Source organism: Nocardioides albidus (assembly GCF_006335005.1).
GTDB lineage: Bacteria > Actinomycetota > Actinomycetes > Propionibacteriales > Nocardioidaceae > Nocardioides > Nocardioides albidus.
Map to the genome: position 1 here is coordinate 10,301 of NZ_VDMP01000014.1, position 964 is coordinate 11,264.

General features: G+C 77.0%; 2 protein-coding genes. One reads left to right on the forward strand and one right to left on the reverse strand.

Annotation, left to right across the window (positions count from 1 at the left end):
* A partial coding sequence (locus FHP29_RS23215) for an FAD-binding protein (protein ID WP_205013829.1) occupies positions 1–251 on the reverse strand: 251 nt, incomplete at its 3' end.
* Positions 252–280: 29 nt separating this feature from the next.
* On the opposite strand from FHP29_RS23215, the gene FHP29_RS21470 reads away from it, so the two are divergent.
* A partial coding sequence (locus FHP29_RS21470; protein ID WP_205013812.1) for a Rossmann-fold NAD(P)-binding domain-containing protein occupies positions 281–964 on the forward strand: 684 nt, incomplete at its 3' end.

Below are 964 nucleotides of genomic sequence, written 5' to 3' on the forward strand. Positions count from 1 at the left end.
CCGCCGAACGCACCGCCCGCCTCCACCAGCAGCACCGAGGCGCCCGCTCTCGCCGCGGTCCAGGCCGCGGTCATCCCACCGCCACCGGACCCGACCACCACGACGTCGTACGTCTCGTCCCACTCGCGCTCGCTCGTCACGGATCGTGAGCCTGCGGCCCGGCTCTCCGCCGTACCCGGGGTCTCCCGCTCAGTGGGACTCCGCGACGTGACGGCGCTCACGGGCCGGACGCTCCTGCTCTGGCCCGCCATGGGCCTGGGAACCACGAGGAGGAGAGACCATGCGCATCCTGGTCACCGCAGTCGCGACCGAGGACGGTCGCGACGTCGCACGTCTGCTGCTGGCGGCCGGCCACGAGGTCGCCGGCCACACGACCGACCCGCACCGCTATCTGGACCCGGGCGTCGAGCTCGTCGACAGCGCGTCCGCGGCCGGTGCCGTGGACGCCGTGGTCCACCTCGCCGACGGCCCGCTCTCCGTCGCCGCGGGCACCCGCGTCGTGCTCCCCTCCCCGCTCGGGGGCAGCCACCCCGCGGCCGCGGCGCTGGCCGCGGCCGGAGCCGTCCCCGTGACCGTGTACGTCGCCCCTGTCGCCGGGCGCCGCGCGGACCGTCCGGCGCTGCAGACCCTCGCCGACCTGCTCGGCGCCGGCTCGGCCGCCCGGCAGGTCGTCCACCACGACGACGTCACCCGCGCGCTCGTCGCTCTCGCCGCGAGCGACGAGACCGGCTCGTTCACCCTCGTCGCGCCCGGCACCGTCACCGCGGCCGACGCGCAGCGTCAGCTGCAGCTCGCCGGCGTCCGGCCCAAGGTCCCCGGCCTGGCTCCTCGGCCGGCCGCGGCGCTGGCGGAGAGCTCGGTGCCGGCCGGGTTCGGCTACGGCTGGACCGCACGGGAGGCCGTGGAGGACCTCGCCCGCGGGCTGCGCGGGTGCCGGATCACCAAGAAGGGCGTGGAGGTCGAG